Here is a 9,548-nt window from a genome sequence, read left to right as displayed (position 1 = left end):
CGTCACGTCATTTTCCTGTTCCCTCGGATTCCCTTCCGGAACTCCGTGACGCGGTCGTAATCATCGATCACACGCTCCGGGCATGTCAATACTTGATATTTTCCGGAGCCACACCGGGACGTCACCTTGAAAAGGAATCCCGCGAAACTCCCATATGGGAAGAACATCCGCATACCGTTACACAACTTCCCCTGCAGAAGGGTGAATCGGCTGCCGGAGCGGCGAAACAGGCAAAGAGGTCCGTCCATTTCGGCAGTCGAACTGAATTGAATGTTTGAAATCCGCGCCGCTCGGCAGGGATGTCAGAATGGCCGCGCGCCGACCGGAAGCGGAACCCCGGCAACGGGGGCCGCGAAATGCACGCGTCGTTCCGGCAGCAAGAAGCCCCCGTCGGCGTGCGACGAGGGCTCAAGCGAGATCGGGACCGACGGTCACCTACCGTCGAGTGGCCGTCACACCCCGGCGGCCTTCCCCTCCGTCGGGCGCACGAGCCGCTCGTCCGGGATGACCGCGACGCCGAGGATCTCGATCATCGCCTCCGGCTGCCAGAGCGCGGTGGTGCCGATGCCGGCCATCGCCGGGTAGACCGGGCCCGCCAGCTCGCGCCAGGCCTTGCCGATCTCCTTGCCGTGCGCCTGGTAGTCGGGGATGTCGGTGAGGTAGATCGTCAGGCTGACCAGGTCCTCGGGGATGCCGCCGGCGGCCCGCAGCGTGGTGAGCACGTTGCCGAACGCCTGCCGGAACTGCTCGACGATGCCCCCGGGGACGATCCGCATGTCCGCGTCCAGGGCCGTCTGTCCGCCCAGGTGGAGCGTGTTGCCGCTCAGGGTGCCGTGCGAGTAGCCGCTCGGGGCGGGGAGCGAGGGCGGGTTCACCGGGATCGGAGTCGTCATTGCGGGTTCCTCCTCGGACGGGCTGATGCAGGCAGCCTAACTCATCTATTGACTGTTTTCGACGGTCGTGAAAATCTCGCTATACAGCCGACGCGGCCCGGTCACTCCGACCGCCGCCCCGAGCACCGAGGGAGCACCGCCCATGAAGCTCGCCACCGTGGCCCACGAAGGCCGCACCACGGCCGCCGTCCTGGACGGCGACCGCTGGCGGGCGCTGCCGGCCGACGAGCTCTCGGCGCTGCTGGCGACCACCGCGTCCGAGCGCATCGCGGACCTCGCCGGGGCCGAACTGCCCGGCGCCACCCCGGTGTTGCCGCTGCCGGCACCGCGCAAGGTCGTCTGCTGCGGCCTCAACTACGCCGACCACATCGCCGAGATGGGCCGCGAGCTGCCCAAACACCCCACACTGTTCGCCAAGTTCGCCGACACCCTGACCGGCCCCGAGGACGAGCTGGCTCTCCCGCACGATCTCGACGTGGACTGGGAGGCGGAGCTGGCGGTGGTCGTCGGGGCCGAGCTGAGGAGCGCGGACCGGGACACGGCCGGACGGGCGATCGCCGGGTACACGGTCGCGAACGACATCAGCGTGCGGGACTGGCAGAAGCGCACGCTCCAGTGGTTCCAGGGCAAGGCCTGGGACCGCACCACCCCGCTGGGCCCGGTGGTCGTCACCCCCGACGAGCTGGACCCGGTCGCGGGCGTCGAGGTGATCTGCCGGGTCAACGGCGTCGAGCGGCAGCGCGGCAACACGCGCACGCTGGTGTTCGACGCGGCCGACCTGCTCGCCTACATCTCGACCTTCACGGTGCTGCGTCCCGGGGACCTCGTGCTCACCGGCACCCCCGGCGGCGTGGGATCGGGCATGACCCCGCCGGTCCACCTCGCCGACGGCGATCTCGTCGAGACCGAGATCCCGGGCATCGGCACCCTGCGCAACCGTCTCCGTCTCACCGACTCCAGGAGCTGATCATGGAACCCGATTTCTCCAAGTACGTCCTAGAGGGCGACAACTCCGTGTACGCCGACGAGTCCGGCCTGGTCGTACCGGTCGTGACCCGCGCGGGCCTGGAGGTCGGTGACACCGGCCAGTCCGCGGGCGCGAGCCGGATCTCCGGTGTCTCCGTCCAGCACACGCCGGCCACCAAGCTGTGGTTCGGGAAGGTGAGCAACGAGTCGGGCTACCGCTCGGTGCCGCACCACCACGGCGAGGCGGAGACCGGCGGCTACGTCCTCTCCGGCCGGGCCCGGATCTATTTCGGCGAACGCTTCGAGGACTACCTCGACCTCTCGGAGGGCGACTGGGTCTTCGTCCCGCCGTTCATGCCGCACGTCGAGTGCAATCTCGACCGGAACAACCCGCTGACCTGGATGACGACCCGCACCCCGGAGAACATCGTGGTCAACCTGGCTCAGGTGGCCGACGCCGATCTGCGCGACTGGCTGGACCGGCCGTGAACGACTTCCAGAGCACCGGCGCCGACTCCCGGAGCACCCGCACCGACGTCCGGTCCGTCCCGACCTCGGCGGTCTTCACCGCCGCGCTCGCCCTGACCCCCGTCGATCCCGAGCACTTCGACCTCGCCTTCACCGCGAGGACCCAGCCGTGCCCGTGGCCGAAGGCGTACGGCGGCGACATGGTGGCGCAGGCCGCCGCCGCCGCGATGCGTTCGGTCGAGGGCAAGACGCTGCACTCGATGCACTCCTACTTCCTGCGGCCGGTCGACATCGGCGCGGACGTCCGCTACGAAGTGGAGCTGCTGCGCGACGGCCGCGGCTACGCCACCCGGCAGGTCCGCGGCTTCCAGAACGGCAAGCCCGTCTACACCTGCCTCGCCAACTTCGCCGCGGGCGAGCCGGGCGCCACCTTCGCCGCCGAGCCCCCGACGGGCATCCCGGACCCCACCGAACTGCCCAGCTCCGCAACGTACTTGCGCGACACCACCGCACCCCGCGGCACGATGACCCCCGCCTCCGAGGAGTACTGGAGCGGCGGCCGCAGCTTCGACATGCGGCACGTGCCCGGCCCCGTCTACCTCACGGTCGAGGGCGAACGCGTGCCCCAACAGGCCGTATGGGTCAGGCCGTTCGACGCGCTGCGCCCCGTCGTCGGCCTGACCTCCGAACAGCGCGACCTCGCCGCGCTCGCCTACGTCTGCGACTACACGATCCTCGAACCCGTCCTGCGCATGCTCGACCTGTCCTGGGCGCAGCCGGGAGTCGTCACCGCAAGCCTCGACCACTCGATGTGGTTCCACCGGCCCGGCCCCTTGGACGAATGGCTCCTCTACGCCCAGGAGGCCGTCGCCGCCGACTCCGGTCGCGGCCTCGCCGTCGGCCGCTTCTTCACCGCCTCCGGTACCCACCTGGCCACCGTCGCCCAGGAAGGCCTGATCCGCAGCTCTTGATCCCCACGCAGCTCCTGATCCCTGCACGGCCCGCCCCCGGCCTGCGGAAAGGAACCTCCCGATGGACCAGTTGGACCCCATTGCTCTCTCGCCCTCCGCCTATCCGGACACGTTCGCCCGCGACCACCTCCCGCCGCGCGCCCAGTGGCCGGTCCTGGAGTTCACCACCGACGACCTCCGGTACCCCGAGCGTCTCAACGCCGGCACCGAACTCATCGACGTACCCACCGCCGCCTTCGGCCCCGACCGTCCGGCCCTGCGCACACCGGACGGCGAGGTGTGGACCTACGGCGAACTCTTGCGCCGCACCAACCAGATCGCCCACGTCCTCACCGAGGACCTCGGCCTGGTCCCCGGCAACCGCGTCCTCCTGCGCGCCCCCAACAACCCCTGGATCGTGGCGTGTTGGCTCGCCGTCCTCAAGGCCGGCGGCATCGTCGTCACCACCATGGCGGCCCTGCGGGCCCGCGAACTGACCCCGGTCGTGGAGAAGACCCGCCCGACCGTCGCCCTCGTCGACCACCGCTTCACGGCGGACGTCGAGGCCGTACGCGACACGGTCCTGCCGGACCTCAGGATCGTGGCGTGCGGCGGCGACGCGCCCGATGACCTGACACGCCAAGTGGCGGCGAAACCAGGGGAGTTCACGGCCGTCGACACGGCCGCCGACGACGTCGCCCTCTTCGGACCCACGTCCGGCAGCACCGGCGTACCGAAGATCACCACGCACTTCCACCGCGACATCCTGTCGATCGACAACACCTTCGGCCGCCACACCCTGCGGCTACGGCCCGACGACCTCGTGTCGTGCACGGCGCCCCTCGCCTTCACCTTCGGGCTCGGCATCCTGGTCGTCTGCGCCCTGCGGGCCGGGGCCTGCGCGCTGCTGACGGAGGCCGTCGCGCCGGAGCCGCTGGCCGAGTTGGTCGCCGAGGCGGGCGTCACCGTACTGGCGACAGCGCCGACGGCGTACCGGCAGATCCTCAAGGCCGGGAAGGCGGACCGGCTGCACGGTCTGCGGGCCGCGGTCAGCGCCGGGGAGCACATACCGGAAGAGGTGTGGCAGCAGCTGCACGAGGAGACCGGGATCAAGGTCGTCGACGGCATCGGCGCCACCGAGATGATCCACATCTTCATCTCGGCCGCCGGTGACGACATCCGGCCCGGTTCGACCGGCAGGCCGGTCCCCGGCTACCGCGCCACCGTCCTCGACCTGGACGGCGAGGAGGTCGGCCCGGGTGTCGAGGGGCGGCTGGCCGTGATCGGCCCGGTCGGCTGCCGCTATCTCGACGACCGGCGCCAGGAGAACTACGTCGTCAACGGCTGGAACGTCACGGGCGACACCTTCGTCCGCGACGAGGACGGCTACTTCTACTACCGCACCCGCACGGACAACATGATCGTCTCCTCCGGCTACAACATCGGCGGTCCCGAGGTCGAGTCCGCGATCAACACCCACCCGGACGTCGTCGAATCGGCGGTGGTCGCCAAGCCCGATCCCGAACGCGGCTCCGTCGTCTGCGCGTTCGTCGTCCTGGCCGAGGGGGTCGTCGGCGACGACGCCAAGGTCAAGGACATCCAGAACCACGTCAAGGCGCAGCTGGCGCCCTACAAGTACCCCCGCGCAGTGCGCTTCTGCGACTCCCTGCCCCGCAACACCAGCGGAAAGCTTCAGCACTTCCTGCTGCGTCAGATCGTCGAGAAGGAGAACCAGGCATGAGGATCGCGATCGTGGGCGGCGGGCCGGGCGGTCTGTACCTCGCCGCGCTGATGAAGCAGCTCGACCCCGGCCATGAGATCACCGTCTGGGAGCGCAACGCGCCCGACGACACCTTCGGCTTCGGCGTGGTCTTCTCCGACGAGACCCTCGGCGGCATCGAGAACGCGGACACCGTCGTGCACGACGCGATGGAGAGCCGCTTCGCCCGCTGGACGGACATCGACATCGAGTTCGACGGCCACCCCTTCACGGTCGGCGGCCAGGGCTTCGCGGCGATGGCCCGCAAGGACCTGCTGCACATCCTCCAGGAACGGGCCGCCGAACTCGGCGTCACGGTGCACTACCGCACGCTCGCCCCCGACGTCGACGAACTCCGCCTGTCCTACGACCTCGTGGTCGCCGCGGACGGCATCAACTCGGCGGTGCGCACCAAGTACGCCGACGCCTTCGTCCCCTCGCTCGACCAGCGGACGAACAAGTACATGTGGCTGGGCACCGACCGGGTCTTCGAGGCGTTCCAATTCCTCGTCAAGCAGACCGAGTTCGGGACCATGCAGATCCACGGCTATCCCTTCTCCGACGGCGGTTCGACGTTCATCGTCGAGATGGCCGAGGACGTGTGGCGCAAGGCCGGCCTCGACTCCACGGAGGGCACACAGTTCCCGCCCGGTGTCAGCGACGAGGAGTCCGTCGCCCGGATCCGCGAGATCTTCGCCGGGGAGCTGGACGGCCACAACCTCCTTACCAACAACTCCCGTTGGCTCAACTTCACGACGGTCCGCAACGAGCGCTGGCACCACCACAACGTGGTCCTCCTCGGCGACGCCGCCCACACCGCGCACTTCTCGATCGGCTCCGGCACCAAGCTGGCCATGGAGGACGCCCTCGCGCTCGCCGCGTGTCTGCACGAACACCCCACCGTGGACGAGGCGTTGACGGCGTACGAGACCGAGCGCCGCCCGGTGGTGGAGTCCACCCAGCGCGCCGCGCAGGCCTCACTGGAATGGTTCGAGAACATCGGCCGCTACGCCGACCAGGATCCCGCGCAGTTCTGCTTCAACCTGCTCACGCGTTCCCGCCGGATCACCTTCGACAACCTCAAGGACCGCGACCCGGGCTTCGCCGACCTGATCGAGCGCGGCTTCGCAGCCGCCCAGGGCCTGACCGAGTCCGCGCCGGCGATGTTCCAGCCGTTCAGCATCGGCGGCCTGGAGCTGAAGAACCGGATCGTGGTCTCGCCGATGGACATGTACTCCGCAGTCGACGGAGTGCCGGACGACTTCCACGTCGTCCACCTCGGCTCCAAGGCGCTCGGCGGCGCGGGCCTGGTGATGACCGAGATGGTGTGCGTCTCCCCCGAGGGCCGCATCACCCCCGGCTGCACGGGCCTGTGGAACGACACCCAGCGCGAGGCGTGGACGCGGGTCACGTCCTTCGTCCACGACCGCAGCACCGCGAAGATCGGCCTCCAACTCGGCCACTCGGGCCGCAAGGGCTCGACCCGCCTCATGTGGGAGGGCATCGACGAACCCCTGACCGAGGGCAACTGGGAGGTAGTGGGCCCGTCCGCACTTCCCTACGGCGCCGACTGCCACGTGCCGCGCGAGATGACCCGGGCCGACATGGACGCCGTCGTCGCCGACTTCGTGTCCGCCGCGCGCCGGGGTGCCGACGCGGGCTTCGACCTGCTGGAAGTGCACGCCGCCCACGGCTACCTCCTCTCCTCCTTCCTCTCCCCCGTCGCCAACCGCCGCACCGACGAGTACGGCGGCGACCTCGCGAACCGGCTGCGCTTCCCGCTGGAGGTCTTCGACGCCGTACGCTCCGCCTTCCCCGCCGACCGCCCGGTGACGGTACGCATCTCCGCCACCGACTGGGTCCCGGACGGGAACACCGAGCACGACGCGGTCGAGATCGCGCGGGCGTTCGTCGCGCACGGCGCCGCTGCCGTCGACGTGTCGTCCGGCCAGGTCACCAAGGACGAGAAGCCGGCGTACGGCCGCTCGTACCAGACCCCGTTCGCCGACCGGATCCGGCACGAGGTGGCCGCTCCGGCGGGCGCGGCCGTGATCGCCGTAGGAGCGATCTCGTCCTACGACGACGTCAACTCGATCCTGCTCGCCGGGCGCGCCGACCTGTGCGCGCTGGGCCGTACGCACCTGTACAACCCGCAGTGGACACTGCAGGCCGCCGCCGAGCAGGAATACCGCGGCCCGGGCGCCGACTGGCCGGCGCAGTTCGCGGCCGGCCGCCGCAAGCCGCCCACCTCACGGACCGACGCGGTCCGCCCGCGCCTCGCGCTGCTGCGCGAGACTCCGCGGGACGCCGTGCACCTGCGGTGGACCCCGGGCAGGGCGGCGGAATGAGCGGCCCCTACGCCGTCCACCGCACCCGCGTGGAATGGATCGACACGGACGCCGCCGGCATCTACCACAACACCACCGTCGTCCGGTTCGCCGAGGCGGCGGAGGCCGAGCTGATGCGCGCGTACGACATCCCGGGGTACTTTCCGGTGGCCCCGAGGGTGCGGTACGAGGTGGAGTTCGAGGCGTCGATCCGCTTCGGCGAGGAGGTCGAGACGCGGGTCGAGCTGATCCGCCTCGGCCGGTCCTCGATGACCTTCGGCTTCGAGGTGTGGCGCACCGCCGGGGACGGGCCGCGCCGTCGCGCGGCTCGGGGCAGCTATGTCACCGTGCACGTCCCCGACAAGGAGGCGGGCGGCAGCGCGCCCTGGCCGGCCGCCTGGCGTGCGGCGCTGGGCGGGACGGGCATGGCGGCCGACCTGGCCGAACCGGACGCCCGCACGGCGCACTAAAATAATCCGATCATGACGGCAAGCGATCTCGTTGACGACAGCCCGGGCCAGCCCGCACCGCCGCGATCCCTGATAGTGACGGTGTACGGCCTCTACGCGCGCGAGGTCGGCGGCTGGATCAGCGTGAGCGCGCTGATCCGACTCCTCGCCGAGCTGGACGTCGACGCCCAGGCGGTCCGATCCTCGATCTTCCGGCTCAAGCGCCGCGAGATCCTGGTCGCCGAACGACGGAACGGCCGCGCGGGCTACGCGCTCTCGCCGTACGCCCGCTCCGTCCTGGAGACCGGTGACCGCCGTATCTTCGAGCGCCACGCCGTCACCGACGACGGCTGGGTCATCGCCGTCTTCTCGGTGCCGGAGAGCGAACGGCAGCAGCGTCACCAACTCCGTTCCCGGCTGGCCTGGTTGGGCTTCGGCACGGTTTCCTCCGGAGTCTGGATCGCCCCGGCCCACGCCCTCGACGACACCCGCGACCACCTCCTCCAGCACGGCCTGGACCAGTACGTCGACCTGTTCCGCGCCGACTATGTTGCCTTCGGCGACCCCGCCGAACAGGTGGGCCGCTGGTGGGACTTGGAGGCACTGCAGAAGCTCTACGACGATTTCGTCGCCGAGTTCACACCGATGGCCGCGCGCTGGGCCGGGGCCGGCAGGAGCGCGCTGTCGGACCGGGAGGCGTTCATCGACTACGTCCATGTCCTCACGGCCTGGCGCCGACTTCCCTACCTCGACCCGGGCCTGCCCGACACCCTGCTCCCCGCCACCTGGTCGGGCGCGACGGCCGCGGATCTCTTCGGCACCCTCCGGAGCACCTTGGCGGAACCGGCCCACGAGTTCGCCGGAAGCCTGCTGACCGAGAGTTCGTGATCCGCCGGCGAACTTTTGATCCATTGGTTGTGGGTTCGAGTCCCAACCTCTACGGCACCGACCCGCAGGACATCCGCGACGGCGTACTGAGAGAAGCCCTGCACCGCCGGCCCGGAGAGGCCGTCGAGTACACCGACCGGGCCGCCCTCATCCTCGGCTGCCTCTCCGGACAACGCCTCGATCAACTCGCTACGGAGCGGATCTGGCAGCCGCTCGGTATGAACACCACCCGGTTCGGGCCGCTGCCGACGGAAATCGCCGCGCGGTGTCAATCCCCTCGCAGTGTGGAGACGATCTATGCGGCCAGTCCCTCGGCGAGGGTGGCTCGGTACTCGCGTTCGTAGTCGATCGGGCTCTTCAACCCGCATACGCTGTGTAGCCGCCTGGTGTTGTAGAAGTCGGTGATCCAGGTGGCGATCCTGAGCCGGGCCTCGGTGCGGGTGGCGAAGGTGTGTCGGTGGACGTACTCGACCTTGAGCACACTGTTGAACGCCTCGCTCACGGCGTTGTCGAAACAAGATCCGACTCTGCCCATGGACTGGGTCACGCCCAGTCGCCGACAGGCCTGGCGAAAGCGCCGCGAGCAGTTGAATCCACCCTCGCTGCCCCTGTCCGTGTGCATGATCACGCCGCGGACGTTGCCGCCCCGGGTGGCCGCGGCCATGTTGAGTGAGGCCACCACCAGCTCGGCATCATGACGTGCCCCCATCGCGTAGCCGAGCAGCCGCCGGGAGAACAGATCGATGACGGTGACGAGGTAGAACTTGCCTTCGCCGGTGTCGATCTCGGTCATGTCGCCCGCCCGGACAAGGTCCGGTTCCTCGGCGGTGAAGTCCCGGCGCACGAAG

The 9,548-nt window shown here is 69.7% G+C and carries 9 protein-coding genes and 1 pseudogene; 8 read left to right on the top strand and 2 right to left on the bottom strand.

Translation table 11 applies throughout. The features are described 5' to 3' along the window. Window positions 1–452: 452 nt before the first annotated feature. Entirely contained in the window at window positions 453–893 is a 441-nt protein-coding gene (locus ACIBJH_RS40120; protein ID WP_399121873.1) for a RidA family protein, read from the bottom strand. Between the two features lie 142 nt (window positions 894–1,035). Between ACIBJH_RS40120 and ACIBJH_RS40115 the strand changes: the two genes are divergently transcribed. The 8 genes and pseudogenes from ACIBJH_RS40115 to ACIBJH_RS40080 all read left to right on the top strand — a co-directional run. Continuing rightward, complete coding sequence (locus ACIBJH_RS40115; protein WP_399121872.1) at window positions 1,036–1,860, top strand: fumarylacetoacetate hydrolase family protein; 825 nt, start codon at window positions 1,036–1,038, stop codon at window positions 1,858–1,860. Between the two features lie 2 nt (window positions 1,861–1,862). Continuing rightward, entirely contained in the window at window positions 1,863–2,348 is a 486-nt protein-coding gene (locus ACIBJH_RS40110) for a cupin domain-containing protein (RefSeq protein ID WP_399121871.1), read from the top strand. Then, a complete protein-coding gene (locus ACIBJH_RS40105) occupies window positions 2,345–3,298 on the top strand; it encodes an acyl-CoA thioesterase (protein ID WP_399121870.1) in 954 nt (317 codons plus the stop codon). Before ACIBJH_RS40110 ends, ACIBJH_RS40105 begins: the two co-directional genes overlap by 4 nt. 61 nt (window positions 3,299–3,359) lie before the next feature. After that, on the top strand, window positions 3,360–5,018 hold the full coding sequence (locus tag ACIBJH_RS40100) for an AMP-binding protein (RefSeq protein WP_399121869.1): 1,659 nt from the start codon (window positions 3,360–3,362) through the stop codon (window positions 5,016–5,018). After that, window positions 5,015–7,384: a bifunctional salicylyl-CoA 5-hydroxylase/oxidoreductase gene (locus tag ACIBJH_RS40095; RefSeq protein WP_399121868.1), complete on the top strand. Its 2,370-nt coding sequence runs from the start codon at window positions 5,015–5,017 to the stop codon at window positions 7,382–7,384. Before ACIBJH_RS40100 ends, ACIBJH_RS40095 begins: the two co-directional genes overlap by 4 nt. Then, on the top strand, window positions 7,381–7,833 hold the full coding sequence (locus ACIBJH_RS40090) for an acyl-CoA thioesterase (protein ID WP_399121867.1): 453 nt from the start codon (window positions 7,381–7,383) through the stop codon (window positions 7,831–7,833). Before ACIBJH_RS40095 ends, ACIBJH_RS40090 begins: the two co-directional genes overlap by 4 nt. Window positions 7,834–7,845: 12 nt before the next feature. Beyond that, the gene (locus tag ACIBJH_RS40085) at window positions 7,846–8,700 is read left to right on the top strand and encodes a PaaX family transcriptional regulator C-terminal domain-containing protein (RefSeq protein WP_399121866.1); all 855 of its coding nucleotides are present in this window, start codon (window positions 7,846–7,848) and stop codon (window positions 8,698–8,700) included. Window positions 8,701–8,744: 44 nt separating this feature from the next. Then, a pseudogene (locus ACIBJH_RS40080) lies at window positions 8,745–8,969 on the top strand (serine hydrolase); the annotation flags it as partial. 26 nt (window positions 8,970–8,995) lie between these two features. On the opposite strand, the gene ACIBJH_RS40075 reads toward ACIBJH_RS40080, so the two are convergent. After that, window positions 8,996–9,548, bottom strand: a 553-nt coding sequence (locus ACIBJH_RS40075; protein ID WP_399121865.1) for an IS3 family transposase, incomplete at its 5' end; no start/stop codon positions are given.

Origin of the sequence: Streptomyces sp. NPDC050548 (assembly GCF_044457385.1) — a bacterium.
GTDB lineage: Bacteria > Actinomycetota > Actinomycetes > Streptomycetales > Streptomycetaceae > Streptomyces.
This window is presented reverse-complemented; position numbering and strand designations above follow the sequence as displayed.